This is a genomic window from Brevibacterium sp. LE-L, from assembly GCF_050214925.1.
Lineage (GTDB): Bacteria > Actinomycetota > Actinomycetes > Actinomycetales > Brevibacteriaceae > Brevibacterium.
The window spans coordinates 367,639-382,949 of sequence record NZ_CP189759.1; the positions used below are offsets into that span (position 1 = coordinate 367,639).

Genomic DNA, 15,311 nt, shown 5'->3' on the forward strand with positions numbered 1-15,311 from the left:
CGCTACCGATCGGTAATACAGATTTCAGGTGCGGTCGAGTCGAAAGCTGATGTCCGGGACGGCGTCCGGGTGGACTGGTACGCTCGGCGCATGACCGAGTCCGATCGGAACAGTCCCGCCACACCTTCTGAGGCAGCCAGCCGAGACCGGGAGAGAGGCCGCCGCCGGTCGATGTTCGTTGCGGCGTTCGGCACCGTCGTCGAATGGTACGACTTCTCCATCTTCTTCTATGTCGCCACGACCCTGACCAAGGAATTCTTCGGCGATCAGACGGATTCGCTGCTGCTCACCCTCGGGGTGGGGGCCGCCGGCTTCCTCTTCCGGCCCTTGGGTGCGATGGTCTTCGGCCACCTCGGCGATCGGATCGGACGCCGGTCGACGCTCATCATCTCTGCGGTCCTCATGGCGATCTCGATGCTCGGGATCGCCGTCATCCCGAACTACGAGACGATCGGCATCTGGGCGGGTGTCCTCATGGTCACCCTGCGGTGCCTGTCCGGGTTCTCCGTCGGCGCCGAATACACCGGCATCATGGTCTTCCTCATGGAATCGGCGGCACCGGGCAAACGGGGACTGGCGGCGAGCTGGGCTGCGGCCAACAGTGAAGTCGGCGCCCTGCTGGCGGTGGGCTCCGGTGCCCTGCTGGCGAATACGCTCAGCCCCGAGGCGATGGATTCCTGGGGCTGGCGGCTGCTGTTCGTCCTCGGCGCGGTGCTCGCCATCCTCATGGTGCCGCTGCGATCGATGATGGAGGAGACCGAGACCTTCAAGCGGCTGCAGCAGGCGGAGAAGGAATCGAAGGACGTCGCGCTCAAACGCTCCCCGCTCATCACCGCCATCCTCGAGCAGCCGCGGGCGATCCTCGTCGCCTTCCTCATCTCCTCGATCGGTTCGGTCAGCTACTTCCTCAACATCACCTATGTGCCGACCTATATCGAAGAGGTGGCGAAGGTCCCGAACTCCGGCTCCCTGGCCCTGGGCACCGTGGCCGCCGTCGTCGCCATCATCGTCACCCCGTTCTTCGGGCTCGCCTCGGACAGGTTCGGGCGGAAGCCGGCCCTGGCAGCGCTCATGGTCGTCTTCGTCTTCACGACGATTCCCGCCTATGTGCTGCTGAGCAATCAGTCCGCGGGCATCGCGGTCGCCGGTTCCGCCTTCCTCGCCATCCCGGCGGCCGGGTGGAGCGCAGTAGCTGCGGCGATGGTGCCCGAACAGTTCACCGGCACGAGCCGCTTCTCCGGCATGGCGATCGGCTACAACGTGGCCACCGTCCTCTTCGGCGGACTCTCCCCGCTCGTCGCCACGGCGCTCATGTCGTCGACGGGCGTCACCCTGGCCCCGGCGATCTATGCGACCGTCGTCATCGTCGTGGCCGGTGTCCCGACGCTCATCCTCGCCCGGAGCATGGGAAAGAAGACCCTCGCCGAGGTGGACGCGGACAGGCATCTCGTCCCCGCCTGACGAGTCGAGGCGGGTATCTCATCCCCGGCCGACGGACGCTCCCCGCCTTAAGGGGCAGGGCAGATGTTTCGTTCCGTCTGAGGGGAGGGCAGATGATTCGTTCCGCCCGAGGGGAGGGCAGATGATTCGTTCCGCCCGAGGGGAGGGCAGATGTTTCGTTCCGTCTGAAGGGCCAGGATGGGCGCGTGCGCCCGATTGATGACAGTCGTGTCCGATCTGCCACACGCAGGACATATCTGGAGGCCGCGGCACCCATAGGTTGGTTTCATGACAGGCATTCGGGCACACAGATCCCGGGTGCGAGAATCCGAACAGGGGATCACCATGAAACGCCTGAACCGCGCCACACTCACCGCCGCAGCCCTTCTCACCTGCACACTCGCCTTCTCCGGATGTTCGCTCATCGACCAGGTCACACCATTCGATCAGGACGGACAGTCCGGTGAACAGGCCGGGGCCGATGGCCAGCAGCCGCCGGGGTCGGGCAATACCGACCAGGAGTCGGGAACCGATGACAACACAGCCGATCAGGAATCCTCGGCTTCGTCGGACAGCGGAGCATCCTCGAACGGCGGTTCGTCGGACAGCGGCACCACGGGCACCGACGACGGCACCTCGGGCAGCGGAACCTCGGGTACAGATGGCGGCTCGTCGGATTCGGGTGCGGCGGCCTCGTCGGGGAACCAGGCTGAAGTCTCGGTCGGGAAGAGCTTCACGGACCCGCAGATGGATGACGACATCGAGGTGCTCTCTGCCGTGCGCAACTTCGAATCCAGCAAGAAGGCCACCACGATCGAGCTCGGCGGTGAGGTTGTGCTCCTCGAGGTCAAGATCACTCCGGGAAAGAAGTACAGCGGCCTCATCCAATCCGGAGCCTTCAAGATCTCCAATGACGGCGGTGCCGACTATCGCTATGACCAGACCACCGGAGTCAAGGCCGAGATGGAGGCCGCCGGGTACGAACCCTTTGAAAACGTCACCCGCCGTGACGGTGGAACTCACACGGGGTGGATCGCCTATGTCCCCGATAAAAAGAAGGACACGTACACGATCCGCTACGAACGCGGAGCCGGCAAGGTCATGGGCACCGACGAGAAGATCCCCGAGTACACGAAGACCTTCGATATCCCCGCAGCCTGAACGACGCATCGAGGCCGGTTTCCGAATTCGGAAACCGGCCTCGATGATGTCTCGTGACAGCGGCGTGAATCAGGCTTCGCTGTAGGCCTTCCAGTCGGAGACTGCGGACTCAGCGAGCTGGGCGGCCACACCGGTGTAGGTCGCGGGGGTCAGCGCCTTGAGCAGCTCGGCGCGGTCCTCGGGCAGCCCGAGGCCGTCGACGAACTCCTGCAGATCGGCCTGGTCGATGCGCTTGCCGCGGGTGAGTTCCTTGAGCGTTTCATACGGATTCTCCATGCCGGGCACGCCCTGGAGACCCGCGGCACGCATCACCGACTGGATCGCCTCGCCGAGCACCTCCCAGTTCGCATCGAGATCGGCGGCCAGCGCCTCCTCGTTGATGGCGAGGGCGCCGAGGCCCTTGACGAGGTTGTTCAGCGCCAGCACCGAGTGGCCGAAGGCGACGCCGATGTTGCGCTGCGAGGTCGAGTCGGTGAGGTCGCGCTGCATCCGGGAGGTGACCAGGGTGGAGGCGAGCGAATCGAGCAGGGCACAGGAGAGCTCGAGGTTCGCCTCGGCGTTCTCGAAGCGGATCGGGTTGACCTTGTGCGGCATCGTCGACGACCCGGTCGCCCCCGCCACGGGGATCTGTTTGAAGTAGTTCATCGAGATGTAGGTCCACATATCGGTGGCGAGGTTGTGCGCGATCCGGTTGAACCGGGCGATGTCGGCGAAGAGCTCGGCATCCCAGTCGTGGGACTCGATCTGCGTGGTCAGGGCGTTGAAGCTCAGGTCGAGACGGTCTTCGACGAAGGTCTGCGCGATCTGCGGCCAGTCCGCTCCGGGTACGGCGGCCAGGTGCGCCGAATAGGTGCCGGTGGCGCCGTTGATCTTGCCGAGGAACTCGGTGGCAGCGATGCGCTCATACTGGCGGCGCAGCCGGTGGATGAAGACGGCGAGCTCTTTGCCCATCGTCGTCGGCGTCGCCGGCTGACCGTGGGTGTGCGCGAGCATCGGAACATCGGCCAGCGCCGAGGCGGATTCGGCGAGGGCGTCGATGAGTGCCTTCGCGCGGGGCAGCCACACCTGTTCGGTGGCACCTTTGATCCCGAGCGCCCAGGACAGGTTGTTGATGTCTTCGGAGGTGCAGCAGAAGTGGACGAGTTCGCTGAGATCCTCGGCCCCGATCTTCACTAGGGCCTCTTTGATTGTGTATTCGACGGCCTTGACGTCGTGGACGGTCACGGCCTCGTGGGCGGCGAGCGTCGCGATGGTCTCGGCATCGAAGTCGGCGGCGAAGTCCCGCAGACCGTCGACCTCCTCATCGGTGAGGCGTCGCACCCCCTCGATCACGGAGCTCTGTGCGAGGTGGATGAACCACTCGACCTCAACGGTGATGCGGTTGCGGTTGAGTGCCGCCTCGGAGAGGTGATCGACGAGGTCAGCGGTGTCTTTGCGGTAGCGACCATCAAGCGGTCCGAGGGCGATGGCGGGCGAGATTTCGGCAAGGGAAACAGTCGGCATACCCCTATTTTCTCATGAGCGCCCGCGCGGGGCGGAACCCGACCGTCTGGAACGGACGCCTGCCCGCGGCGAGATCGCCGGGCGGAGGTGACTCGGACACGGGCGCCTGTGGATCCGGAGGTGACTTCGACGCCGGAGGCCTGTGGGTGCTCGAGGCTCGTCCCCAAGCCGACGAGCGGGGGTTCCCTGGCCCGTTCGGAGCTCCCTACAGTCAGGCAGACAGTCAGGCAGATCGAGCGTGGAGCCGATGCGACGAGTGGGAGGAGACACGGATGATCACGGACGAGTTGGCGCGCAATCGCGACCAATGGCTGCGGCGAGGTGATCTGCTGCGTTCGGTGGCTCAGTGCTGTCGGCAGATCGACAGTTGGGACTCGCCGGCCGGGCACCTCTTCGAGGACCGGGTGACGTCGAGCGCGACGTCGATCGACCGGCTCGCGGAGTGCGCGGACGAACTCGCCGAGGCCTACGACCTCCACCTGCAGGTCGTCTCGGCGGGAGGGCGGATCCAACTGTGAACGCTGATTCCGCCACGGGCGCCGTTGAACAGTGGATCCTTGTCGACCTCGAGCGGATCCTGCGTCTGCCCGATCGGCTGCGGCGACTGTGGCCGCCCGAGCTGCTGCCGCACCGAAAGGGCGAGGGCCCGCCCCTCGCCCCCGCGGCAGTGACGGACCTCGACCCGGCGGCCGAGACGGGCCCGGGCACCGCCTCGGCGGGCGAGGGCACGCGCGACCCCCTCTCAACGGGAGACGCGAAGGCGGGCACCGCCTCGGCGGGAGGGAGCAGCGACGGCGCTGTCGGGACGGAGCGGGAGCTCGATGTTCTCACGGCGTGGGTGCACGGGTTCGCCTCCGAACTTGACCAGACGAGCACCCGCATCACCGTCGTGCTGTCCTCGGGCGTCGAAACCGTCCACCTTGCGCTCTGCCTCGGGGCGGGTGGCAGCCATGCGGTGGTGGCACTGGCGGGCGAAGGCCTTGAGGACTTCGCCGGCCATCAGCTTCTGCGCCGGATCGGTCCGGGCCAGGTCGGACGGGTCGTCGAAGCCCTCGCCGAACTCGTCGAACACGACTGCGTGCTCACCCTCAGCTGGGCCGGTCGGGGAGGAGCCGCCGGGTTGGAGTTCCTCCACCGCCGAGGCGGGACCTGGTTCCGCCCGGTCCTCGACCGCCGCGGCGACCGCGTCACCGTCGACGCCGATGTCGAAGCCGGGGACACGGCGGTGCGAAAGCTGCTGAGCGCCGTACTCACCCGCACGCTGACGATGGGGCTCCGGTGATGGTCGACTCGACCACCCGCGGCGGTGGACGCATCACCGTCGACGAGCGCGCCGAGGGCAGCGGAGACGCACTGCAGACCGTGATGGGCGAGGTCGGCGATCTGGCTGTGGAAGCGAGCATCGCCGACTTCGACCTCGCGACCCTGCTCACCCAGGTGCCCGCCCCGATCACGGCGCTCAACCTCGACGCCCGCCGGGCCGCGTTCCACCGGCAGTTAGCCGCCGTGCTCATCGAACTCGAAGCCACACTGCTCGGCGTGCGGGCCGCCGCATTCGCCTACCGGCAGGCGGAGAAGGGCATCAGCGAAGTCTTCGGAGGACTCCTCGACGCCCTCGGCTGGGCCGCCGGACGGGCGCTGGCGATGAGCCTGCCCGTCCTCATCCCGGTCGCCCTCGTCATCGGCGGCCAGGTCATCGCGGTGGCGAAGATCCTCGACGCCACCGGACTCGATGACCTCATCGTCAGACACTGGGGCATCGACCTCGGCAAGACCAAAGCACAGGCGAAGGAAGCCCTGATCAAGCTCGTGTTCGAGAACTCCGATGTGTCCGGAGCCGTCATCGAACATGTGCTGCCGGGCATCGTCGTCGGCTTCATGGGCCTGCCGCCCGGAGCGTTGGATTCGAAAGGCGGTCACGCCTTCTGGCCGCATGATTCGCAGTCGATGACGATCTGGGTGCTCGCTGGGGCCAACCGGATCGGCCTGCTGCTGCCTTCCGACGTCGAGGTGTGGAAGGCGAAGGGACTGACCCCGCCGCACACAGAACCGCCCCGAGACGTCGAAGACCTCTATATCCGCGAGGCGAACTGCCACCTCGGTGCGGACTCCGGGCAGGTGCGCATCGAAGAGATCGTCGGCCCCGACGGCGCCGTCCGCTACATCGTCTACGTTCCCGCCACCACCGACTGGTCGCCGAAGTCCGGAGACAACACGACCGATCTGACGACGAACGTCCAGGGCATGGCCGGCAACGACACCGTGATGCGCGAAATGGTGCGGCAGGCCATCGCCGATGCCGGAATCGGCCGGAGAGCGGAGGTCATGCTCGTCGGCTATTCGCAGGGAGGGATCACCGCCGGTTCGCTGGCTGCGGACCCGGCGTTCCTCGGCGACGTCAACGTCACCGCGCTCATGACGGTCGGTGCCCCGGTCTCCGACTTCCCCATCGACTCCAGCATCGACGTACTCTCCATCGAACACGAACAGGACCTTGTGCCCGACCTCGACGGAGGCGAGAATCCGGCAGCTGACAACTGGTCGACGATCACCGTCGACTACGACCCCGACGAACTGCGCAAGGCCCCCGGCCTGGCGAACAAGACCGATGCCGAACTCGATGAGATGTTCGCCTCGGCCGGTGCCGCGCACTCGTCCACGGCCTACGCGGCCTCGATCGCGCTGCTGCTGCGGGCAGGACATCCGAGTCTCAACCGCTTCACCGCGAAGAATTCAGGGTTCTTCACCGGCGATCTCAAACAGACCCGCGACTATCAGGGCAAGCGCCGGCGCACCTGAGCTCGCCTACCTCGTTCACGGGCCGTCCCGGTTCGGAAGCCCCGCTGCCGGCGCTGCTGAAGACGATCAGCAGTGCTCGGGGGCGCGCTTGGGCAGCAGCGCTCGCAGGCGCGCTTGAGACGGGCGGCAGCGCTCGCCGGCGCGGGCGCCTCGGTGCTCGGACGTGCGTTTGTCGGACGATGAAGCTTCTCTGCGGAGATCGACAATTGTCCGTCGCAGGCTTTGAAACTGAGCCACATGTGTTCAAGTTTGCCCATAGTCTGTTCCTGACCTGCACTTTTGATACTCGAACCACATGGTGAGAGTGGCAAGCAGTGAGTGGATTCGGTATCGTTGGATCACCTGTGAATCAGATCACTCGAGGGCGAGTTCTCACACCCGAGGGCCTGCCCGACGGACTCGGTCCACCACTGGTCACCTCCGGTGAAGATGGACCTCGAACAAAGGAGAACTGAAATGACCTCCAACATTTCAGTGGGAACCGGCGCTGCCCACAGTCAGTCTTCGGAACCCAGAATGATCCAGATGCTCACCGAAGACGGCAACCGCGTCGAATCCGGTGAATACGATGCCTTCGCGGCAGAACTCACCGATGAGGATCTGCGCGGCTTCTACCGGGACATGGTCCTTGTGCGCCGCATCGATGCCGAAGGCGCCGCACTCCAGCGTCAGGGACAGTTGGGCCTGTGGGCACCGCTGCTCGGACAGGAAGCGGCCCAGATCGGCATGGGCCGAGCCGCCCGCCCCCAAGACTTCGTCTTCCCCACCTACCGCGAGCACGGCCTCGCCTACACCCGAGGCGTCGAACCCGAAACCCTGCTGAGCATCTTCCGTGGTCAGAACCACGGCGGTTGGGACCCGCAGGAACACCGGTTCCACACCTACACCATCGTCATCGGTTCGCAGGCCCTGCATGCCACCGGCTACGCCATGGGTGTGAGCATGGACGGCGACGTCGGCACGGGCGACATCGACCGCGACACCGTGTCCATCGCCTGCTTCGGCGACGGCGCCACCTCGCAGGGTGATGTCTCCGAAGCGCTGACCTTCGCCGGGGCCTTCCACGCCCCCGTGCTCTTCTTCTGCCAGAACAACCAGTGGGCCATCTCCGAACCCACCCATGTCCAGACCGCCGCACCTCTGTGCAAGCGCGGCGAGGGCTTCGGAGTCCCCGGTATCCGCGTCGACGGCAACGACATCATCGCGATGTACTCCGTCGCCCGTGCCAGCCTCGATTCCGTGCGTGCCGGTCACGGCCCGATGCTCATCGAAGCCTTCACCTACCGCCGCGGCGCGCATACCACGGCCGATGATCCGACGAAGTACCGTGACAAGGCCGAAGAGGAGATCTGGGAGGACCGTGACCCGATCACCCGCCTCAAGGCCTACCTCGACAAGCACACCGAGACCAGCGAAGAGTTCTTCACCGAGGTGGACGCCGAAGCCGACACCCTGGCCGCCCGCATCCGCCACAACTGCATGACGATGGAGAACCCCGACGGCATCGAGATGTTCGCCCATGTCACCTCAGAACCCCACTCCCTCGTCGACGAGGAACGCGAAGAATTCTTGGCGTATCAGGCCTCGTTCGCCGATGCGGGTGAGGCCTGATGGAGAAGCTTCCCCTCTCGAAGGCGATCACCGCCGGAATGCGCAAGGCCATGGAGGACGACCCGAAGGTCGTCCTCATCGGTGAGGACATCGGCAAGCTCGGAGGCGTCTTCCGCGTCACCGAGGGCCTGCAGAAGGACTTCGGTCCGCAGCGCGTCATCGATGCCCCGTTGGCCGAATCCGGCATCGTCGGCACCTCGATCGGCATGGCCATCCGCGGCTACCGCCCGGTCATCGAGATCCAGTTCGATGCGTTCATCTTCCCGGCCTATGACCAGATCGTCACCCAGGTTGCGAAGCTGTACAACCGCACTCTCGGCAAAGAGCGCATGCCATTGGTCATCCGCGTGCCCTACGGCGGCGGCATCGGCTCACCCGAACACCATTCGGAGAGCCCGGAGACCGTCTTCGCCCACCACGCCGGACTGCGCCTGATCACCCCGTCGAACGCCCACGACGCGTACTGGATGATCCAGGATGCGATCAAGAGCGACGATCCGGTGATGTTCTTCGAACCCAAGCGCCGCTACTGGCAGCGCGGGGACGTCGACACCACCGACCGCGGTGGTCTGGGCATGAACGACGCCCGCGTCGTCTCCGAAGGCACCGATGTCACCCTCGTCGCCTACGGACCTCTCATGCCGACCGCGCAGGACGTCGTCGCTGCGGCCGCCGACGAAGGCAAGAGCGTCGAACTCATCGACCTGCGAGGGCTCAGCCCGATCGACTTCACCACGGTCGAGAGGTCCGTGAAGAAGACCGGTCGCCTCGTCGTGACCCATGAGGCGCCGACCTTCCTGGGCCTGGGCTCGGAGATCGCCGCGCGCATCACCGAACGCTGCTTCTTCAACCTCGAAGCCCCGGTCATCCGCGTCGGCGGATACCACACCCCGTATCCCGGCTCGCGGATGGAAGAGCATTACCTGCCCGATCTCGATCGCATCTTCGACGGTGTCGACCGAGCCCTGTCCTACTGATCTCGAGGAGAGTCAAGAATGTCATTCGAATTTCCTCTTCCCGACGTCGGTGAGGGCCTGACCGAGGCCGATATCGTCGCATGGAAGGTCGCCCCCGGCGACACCGTCACTGTCAACCAGATCCTCGTTGAGATCGAGACGGCGAAATCACTCGTCGAGCTGCCCAGCCCGCAGGCCGGCACCGTCGGCGCCCTGCTCGTCGAAGAGGGGCAGACCATCGAGGTCGGCACCCCCATCATCCGCTTCGGTGACGCCGGTTCCGACGCCGAGGCGGGCTCCGCCTCCGGAGGAGCCGATGAGTCCGCATCCGGTGTCGGAGCGACCGAGGCTTCCGCCGAGGCGTCTCCCGCCTCGGCTGAGGACGCCGACGCCGGCGCCACCCTCGTCGGCTACGGTGCCAAGGCGGCATCATCGAAGCGCCGTCCCCGCAAGGGCGGACCTGTCCCCGCACCGGCATCGGCCTCTGCCGAGGCACCCGCTCCGGCAGCCCCGCCGACCCCACCCGCTCCGCCAGCTCCGGCGGCGGCAGCACCGGCGGAGCCGGCACCCGCGTCTCTGGGCAAACCCCTGGCGAAGCCGCCCGTGCGGAAGCTCGCGAAGGACCTCGGCGTCGACCTCTCACAGGTTGTGCCCACCGGACCCCACGGGGACGTGACCCGCGAGGATGTGCATGCCGCGGCCAACCCGACCGCTGCCTCTTCGGCGGATGCGACGACACCCGCGGCCGCCTCGGCGAGTGCCTCCGGCGAACTCGAGGAGCGGATCCCGTTCAAGGGTGTGACGAAGATGATGGCCAAGGCCATGGTCGATTCGGCATTCACAATGCCGCATGTCACCGAGTTCCTCGACGTCGACGTCACCGAGACGATGGCGATGGTCCGCAGGCTGAAGTCCTCGAAGTTCCTCGGCGAGGACGTCAAGGTCTCGCCGCTGCTCATCGTGGCCAAGGCCGTGGCATGGGCCGTGGGTCGCAACCCGCGGATCAACTCGTGCCTCGACGGCGATGACATCGTCGTGAAGAAGTACGTCAACCTCGGGATCGCTGCGGCCACCCCGCGCGGACTCATCGTGCCGAACATCAAGAACGCGCAGGCCATGGGGCTGGGAGAGCTCGCTCAGGGCATTCAGGCCCTCACCGCTCTGGCGCGATCGGGCAAGACGCCGCCGGCCGATCAGGCTGGGGGAACGATCACGATCACGAACGTCGGCGTCTTCGGCGTCGATGCGGGGACGCCGATCATCAACCCGGGTGAAGCAGCGATCCTCGCCTTCGGGCAGGTTCGGAAGAAGCCGTGGGTCGTCGGCGACGAGATCGTGCCGCGTGAGATCACCACGCTCTCGGTCAGCGCCGACCATCGTGTCGTCGATGGGGAGATCATCTCGAAGTTCCTCGCCGATGTCGGCCGCGGCTTGGAGGACCCGACCCTCCTGCTCGCCTGAGGGGCAGACATTCGGTCGCCGTTCGGAACCGTCTGTGGTCACCGAGCCGAGTGAGAATCGCCGCATCGGCTGTTTTCACCCGGTTCTGTGACCACAGATCATCGAGTGCACCGGCGCGGCCGTTCAGCTGCTCAAATCGTGTGAGGTTCCCAGGGGCGGAGACACCGTCTCGTCACTCGTCCAGGTAGGCGCTGTTGTCCTTCGGACTGCCGTCCTTGACGAGCCGTTTGGCCAGGCAGTGGTCGCGGTCGAGGCCCCAGGACCGGCACTGATCGAGGGCCGGTTCCGGGTCGCTGTAGCCGGTGCCGATGATCGTCACCCAATAGCTGCCGTCTTTGTATGAGGCCCAGTCGCCGCTGTGGATGAGGATCGCTCCGGGATATTTGACCTTGTTGGCTTCGTACTCATTGAGGATGTCCGGAGCGGTCCAGGTCTTCCCGTCGGCTTCGAGTCCGACATTCTTTGCGCTGACCTGAGTCACCCACTGTCCCTCGAGGTCAGCGGCCTTCGCCGTGCCCTTCTCCGTGTAGGAGTCGAGCTTCTCCTCCGGGGTCTGCGAGGGCTGCACGAGATCCTCGGTGGGACTGGGCGAAGGCGTCGACGGCTCCCCGCTGCCGACGTCGACGGGCACGGTGCCCGAAGACGGAGCGAGCCACCGGATACCGAAGAACGCGACGAGCGCGAGCACGAGGACCAGGGCGATGATGACTCCCGCGGCCTTGAGGCCATTGCGGGGCCTCGAACCTCCCTGCGGAGGAACAGTCGGCGGAAACTGTGGGGGAGGGGGTGTCTGCGGAGCGTTCCCGGCGGCGAGACCGGCATCACGCCCGGAGCCCTCACCGCGCATACCGCCTGCATATGCGGATTGCTGAGGCTGCGAGGCCTGCGCGTCTCGGTCGAAGGGGGACCGGCCGGCAGGCGCGAAGACATTGCCGGAGTGCGCTTTCGAGATCGACTGTTCCCCGGTGTGCCGTTCGAGATACTCGTAGTAGGTTGAGTTGTCGAAATCGGCAGGCAAACGCCCCGCTTCATTCCCGTACGACGGGTTCTGACCAGCAGGATCGCTGTGATCCTTCTGCCAGTCATCGCTGGTCGCCGGACGAATGCGCGGCCTCTGTGGAACGTCGCTCATCAGCCCTCCGGAGTGCCAGGTGTGGTGGCAATCATCTTCTTACCTTGGCACGAGTCAAGCAGGCGTTCAACACGATCGCCGGCAGGACGCGTTGCCGACGAAAGCCTACTGTGCTTTTCCCGAGAAGGCTTGGCCCCCGCTGGGAAAGTCCCCGCAGGCACCGATGCGCCCGGAGGCGGGCCTCACGCGCTCCCGACGGTGAGCCCTGATTCAGCCCTGACCGGAGTGACGAAGACCCCCAGGTGAACACCGGGGATGAATTTGCTCTCTGCCGTCCGATCTCAGTAGGATAGATTCTTGTTGTGTCGTACCGGAGAGGTCGATGACCGATCTGCTACGACCAACATGGTGCTCACCCACCGCTGCACTCCAGCTTCGGCCATCTCTCACAGGCTACGGCTTCAGCGCTGGTGAGACATCTCGCCCGAACGGGCAAACCTGTTTTGGCGTACACAATTTTCACAGCGGACGTCGCGCATCGGGCCACCACTCGAGGCGGGTCGGAGCAGAATCGGTTGAGGCCGATTCGACTGCCACTGTGGTCGGGCACGCTCGACCAGGCGGCATTCGCGAGAATTTGTTGATGTCTTCCGACATCGGCGCAAGCGAGCGGGGAGAACGCGCAAGCGGTATCCCGCCTGAGCTTGTTTCGAGAGTCGGTAACTTGTGAACTGGAGGAGAGACATGGCAGCAACCTGCCAAGTGACCGGGTCAGTCCCCGGTTTCGGACACAATGTGTCCCACTCGAAGCGCCGCACGAAGCGTCGCTTCAACCCGAATATTCAGAAGAAGCGGTACTACGTTCCGTCTCTGCGCCGCAGCGTCACCCTGACCGTGTCCGCCAAGGGCATCAAGGTCATCGACGCGCGTGGAATCGACGCCGTGGTCAACGAACTGATTGCTAAGGGAGTGAAGCTCTGATGGCGAAGGCCCAGGATATTCGTCCCATTATCAAGCTCAAGTCGACCGCCGGCACCGGGTACACCTACGTGACCCGTAAGAACCGCCGCAACAGCCCGGACCGCATCGTGCTCAAGAAGTACGATCCCGTTGTCCGTAAGCACGTCGATTTCCGAGAGGAGCGCTGAGCGCACATGGCTAAGAAGTCAAAGATCGCCCGCGACAAGCAGCGTCGCGTCATCGTCGAGCGCTATGCAGAGCGCCGCGCCGCTCTCAAGCGTCAGCTGACCCACCCCGATTCCACCGACGAGCAGCGCGAAGAGGCACGCCTCGGCCTGCAGAAGCTTCCTCGCGACGCTTCGCCGGTCCGCGTTCGCAACCGTGACCAGGTCGATGGCCGTCCGCGTGGCTACCTCCGGAAGTTCGGACTCTCCCGAGTTCGCTTCCGCAACATGGCACACAACGGCGAGTTGCCCGGCGTCACGAAGTCGAGCTGGTAATCTCGAGGAAGTTCGTCATCGGAAAAACGGACCGGTGACCGACCGACTTGTCCTAAGGAGGACACTTTTATGGCTAAGAACCGCAGTGAGCTCGTTGCAGAAGTTGCCGAGAAGTCCGGCCTGACCCAGAAGCAGGTCTCGGATGTGCTCGATGGTGTTTTCGATGTCTTCTCCGACGTCGTTGCCAAGGGCGAAAAGCTCACCATCCCCGGCTGGCTCTCCGTTGAGCGCACCGAACGTGCCGCTCGCAAGGGTCGTAACCCGCAGACCGGTGAAGAGATCCAGATCAAGGCCGGCTACTCCGTCAAGCTGTCCGCTGGTTCGAAGCTGAAGGGTGCCGCCGGCAGCCCGAAGTGATCCACGCACCTGCGTCGAATGGCCCGGACCGTTTGGTCCGGGCCATTTGCTGTCACCGCGCAGGGGCGGTGCAGCTGTTTCGTGGGCGTATCCGCCCCCGTGCCGACGGCGTCCACCCTCGCCGAGGCGGCTCCCCCAAGATCTCGGCCACGGAGGACTCTGATTCGTCCTTGGTTTGATGGAGGGTATGCGGTTACCCAAGAAAGGACTACCCTCAACACATCATGCCTACCTCGAAATATCTACCAGAAGTACGTGAACGAGCTACCCGGCTGGCTCTCGAGGCCCGCCGAGACCCCGAGACTCGAAACGGTGCCATCGCCCGCATCGCCGAACAGACCAATGTGAACAAGGAAGCCCTGCGCAACTGGGTCAAGAAGGCCGAAGCCGCCAACCTGCCCGTCGAGACCGAGGACGTCCAGGCACGGATCCGGCGGCTGGAGAAAGAGAACCGGGAGCTGCGGAAGTCCAACGACATCCTCCGATCAGCGACCGCGTTTTTCGGCAAGGCGGAGTTCGACCGCCTACAGAAGTGATCGTCGCCTTCATCGACGAGAACAAGCACCGGTGGGGAATCGAACCGATCTGCCAGGTCGTGCGACAAGACCTAGGCATCAGCATCGCCCCATCGACGTACTACGCCTTCAAGAACCGTCCGGTCAGTGCTCGAGCCCAGCGCGACGCGGCGCTCAAAGAAAGGATCATGGCTATCCATACTCACCGCCGCAACAAGGTCTACGGCGTCCGCAAGATCCACGCCGAGCTGACAAGGACCTATGGCCCTGTGGCTCGCTGCACAGTCGAGAGACTGTGCCAGCAGCTGGGAATTCGCGGTGTTGTTCGGGGGACGTTCCCACGGACGACGAAACCCGGTCCCGAGACGAAACGACCGGCTGACCTCGTCAAACGTGACTTCACCGCCACGGGGCCGAATCGTCTCTGGGTCGCGGATCTGACGTACGTTCCCACCGAGGCCGGCTTCGTCTACGTCGCGTTCGTCCTCGACGTCTTCTCCCGGATGATCATCGGCTGGCAGACCTCGACGCGAATGTATACAGATCTCGCCCTCGATGCTTTAAACATGGGCATATGGGGCCGTAAACGTGCAGGTCACGACGTTGCAGGGCTGACCCACCACTCGGACAGAGGAGTGCAGTATCGGGCTCTGCGCTACACCGAGGCATTGGCTGAGGCTGAGGCAGTAGCGTCGGTGGGATCGGTCGGCGATAGCTACGACAATGCCATGGCCGAAGCGCTGAACTCGTTATACAAGTACGAGCTCATCTTCACCGACGGCCCCTGGTCCGGTCGTGACGATGTCGAAGCCGCGACGGCTGAGTGGGTGCATTGGTTCAACACCGAACGGCTACATTCAATGCTTGGGTATCAGACTCCCGCCGAAATCGAAGCAACCCACTACACGAGCCTACAGGAATTAGCAGCCTAAGAAACTGAACGAACGCTCAGCCTCTAGAAAACCCGGGACTTGAC

At 64.8% G+C, this 15,311-nt stretch carries 15 protein-coding genes and 1 other annotated feature; of the genes, 13 read left to right on the forward strand and 2 right to left on the reverse strand.

Features of this window, described 5'->3' with window-relative positions; all coding sequences use genetic code 11:
* The first annotated feature begins 90 nt into the window (after positions 1 to 90).
* Together ACQE2J_RS01620 and ACQE2J_RS01625 are read left to right on the forward strand one after the other, a co-directional pair.
* Positions 91 to 1,461: an MFS transporter gene (locus ACQE2J_RS01620; RefSeq protein WP_426936944.1), complete on the forward strand. Its 1,371-nt coding sequence runs from the start codon at positions 91 to 93 to the stop codon at positions 1,459 to 1,461.
* A 324-nt stretch (positions 1,462 to 1,785) separates the two neighbouring features.
* Positions 1,786 to 2,601, forward strand: coding sequence for a transcriptional regulator (locus tag ACQE2J_RS01625; protein WP_426936945.1), 816 nt, complete (start codon positions 1,786 to 1,788; stop codon positions 2,599 to 2,601).
* Between the two features lie 69 nt (positions 2,602 to 2,670).
* Here the strand turns inward: ACQE2J_RS01625 and purB are convergent, their stop codons facing one another.
* On the reverse strand, positions 2,671 to 4,104 hold the full coding sequence (gene purB / locus ACQE2J_RS01630; RefSeq protein ID WP_425119064.1) for an adenylosuccinate lyase: 1,434 nt from the start codon (positions 4,102 to 4,104) through the stop codon (positions 2,671 to 2,673).
* Between the two features lie 272 nt (positions 4,105 to 4,376).
* Here purB and ACQE2J_RS01635 point away from each other — a divergent pair, with 272 nt between their 5' ends.
* The 6 genes from ACQE2J_RS01635 to ACQE2J_RS01660 all read left to right on the forward strand — a co-directional run bounded on the left by ACQE2J_RS01635 (position 4,377) and on the right by ACQE2J_RS01660 (position 10,931).
* Positions 4,377 to 4,622, forward strand: coding sequence for a hypothetical protein (locus ACQE2J_RS01635; RefSeq protein WP_135541681.1), 246 nt, complete (start codon positions 4,377 to 4,379; stop codon positions 4,620 to 4,622).
* Complete coding sequence (locus ACQE2J_RS01640; protein WP_135541679.1) at positions 4,619 to 5,386, forward strand: hypothetical protein; 768 nt, start codon at positions 4,619 to 4,621, stop codon at positions 5,384 to 5,386. The genes ACQE2J_RS01635 and ACQE2J_RS01640 overlap by 4 nt, the downstream gene beginning before the upstream one ends.
* Entirely contained in the window at positions 5,386 to 6,903 is a 1,518-nt protein-coding gene (locus ACQE2J_RS01645) for a hypothetical protein (RefSeq protein WP_426936946.1), read from the forward strand. The genes ACQE2J_RS01640 and ACQE2J_RS01645 overlap by 1 nt, the downstream gene beginning before the upstream one ends.
* Positions 6,904 to 7,419: 516 nt before the next feature.
* A complete protein-coding gene (gene pdhA, locus ACQE2J_RS01650) occupies positions 7,420 to 8,514 on the forward strand; it encodes a pyruvate dehydrogenase (acetyl-transferring) E1 component subunit alpha (protein ID WP_346763093.1) in 1,095 nt (364 codons plus the stop codon).
* Positions 8,514 to 9,491: an alpha-ketoacid dehydrogenase subunit beta gene (locus ACQE2J_RS01655; RefSeq protein ID WP_426936947.1), complete on the forward strand. Its 978-nt coding sequence runs from the start codon at positions 8,514 to 8,516 to the stop codon at positions 9,489 to 9,491. Before pdhA ends, ACQE2J_RS01655 begins: the two co-directional genes overlap by 1 nt.
* An 18-nt stretch (positions 9,492 to 9,509) precedes the next feature.
* Positions 9,510 to 10,931, forward strand: coding sequence for a dihydrolipoamide acetyltransferase family protein (locus tag ACQE2J_RS01660; protein ID WP_426936948.1), 1,422 nt, complete (start codon positions 9,510 to 9,512; stop codon positions 10,929 to 10,931).
* Positions 10,932 to 11,103: 172 nt separating this feature from the next.
* Here ACQE2J_RS01660 and ACQE2J_RS01665 read toward each other — a convergent pair whose 3' ends face one another.
* A complete protein-coding gene (locus ACQE2J_RS01665) occupies positions 11,104 to 12,063 on the reverse strand; it encodes a protein kinase (RefSeq protein ID WP_135541670.1) in 960 nt (319 codons plus the stop codon).
* A 684-nt stretch (positions 12,064 to 12,747) separates the two neighbouring features.
* Here ACQE2J_RS01665 and rpmB point away from each other — a divergent pair.
* The 5 genes from rpmB (at position 12,748) to ACQE2J_RS01690 (ending at position 15,267) form a co-directional block, all read left to right on the forward strand.
* Positions 12,748 to 12,984: a 50S ribosomal protein L28 gene (gene rpmB / locus ACQE2J_RS01670; protein WP_135541668.1), complete on the forward strand. Its 237-nt coding sequence runs from the start codon at positions 12,748 to 12,750 to the stop codon at positions 12,982 to 12,984.
* The gene (rpmG, locus tag ACQE2J_RS01675; protein ID WP_135541666.1) at positions 12,984 to 13,151 is read left to right on the forward strand and encodes a 50S ribosomal protein L33; all 168 of its coding nucleotides are present in this window, start codon (positions 12,984 to 12,986) and stop codon (positions 13,149 to 13,151) included. Before rpmB ends, rpmG begins: the two co-directional genes overlap by 1 nt.
* 6 nt (positions 13,152 to 13,157) lie before the next feature.
* Positions 13,158 to 13,463 (forward strand): 30S ribosomal protein S14, encoded by a 306-nt coding sequence (gene rpsN, locus ACQE2J_RS01680; protein WP_135541664.1) that lies wholly within the window; start codon positions 13,158 to 13,160, stop codon positions 13,461 to 13,463.
* Positions 13,464 to 13,532: 69 nt separating this feature from the next.
* A complete protein-coding gene (locus tag ACQE2J_RS01685) occupies positions 13,533 to 13,820 on the forward strand; it encodes an HU family DNA-binding protein (protein ID WP_135541662.1) in 288 nt (95 codons plus the stop codon).
* Positions 13,821 to 14,044: 224 nt separating this feature from the next.
* Positions 14,045 to 15,267, forward strand: a protein-coding gene (locus tag ACQE2J_RS01690; protein WP_135542814.1) for an IS3 family transposase whose coding sequence is annotated in 2 segments (ribosomal slippage) — positions 14,045 to 14,324 and positions 14,324 to 15,267 — 1,224 coding nt in all. Because the reading frame shifts where the segments join, the coding sequence is not laid out codon by codon here.
* Positions 14,314 to 14,446: a sequence feature (AL1L pseudoknot), on the forward strand. Its footprint overlaps the gene before it by 133 nt.
* Positions 15,268 to 15,311 lie beyond the last annotated feature (44 nt).